Source organism: Gaoshiqia sediminis (genome assembly GCF_025907915.1).
Lineage (GTDB): Bacteria > Bacteroidota > Bacteroidia > Bacteroidales > Prolixibacteraceae > Gaoshiqia > Gaoshiqia sediminis.
On sequence record NZ_JAPAAF010000157.1, the window covers coordinates 1 to 317 of the forward strand.

The window sequence follows — 317 nt, forward strand, 5'->3', positions numbered from 1 at the left end:
TGTGCCCAAAGCATCACGGTGACCTTTACGGCCACGGATGCCTGCGGCAACACCGCCACGGAAACCAAATCCTTCACGGTAGATGATAAGACCGCCCCGGTAATTACGTTGCCGGCCACTGATCTGGCACTGGAATGTTTCGATGCCACACAGGTTGACAGCTGGACGGCGACCGCCACGGCTTCGGACAACTGCGACGGCGATGTGACGGTATCGGCAAGCTATACGGCCCCGACCGGCAATTGTGCCCAAAGCATCACGGTGACCTTTACGGCCACGGATGCCTGCGGCAACACCGCCACGGAAACCAAATCCTT

General features: G+C 59.0%; 1 protein-coding gene. It reads left to right on the top strand.

What is annotated here, in order from left to right; translation table 11 throughout:
• The coding region (locus N2K84_RS20385; RefSeq protein ID WP_428222009.1) for a hypothetical protein at nt 1–317 on the top strand (317 nt) is incomplete at both ends.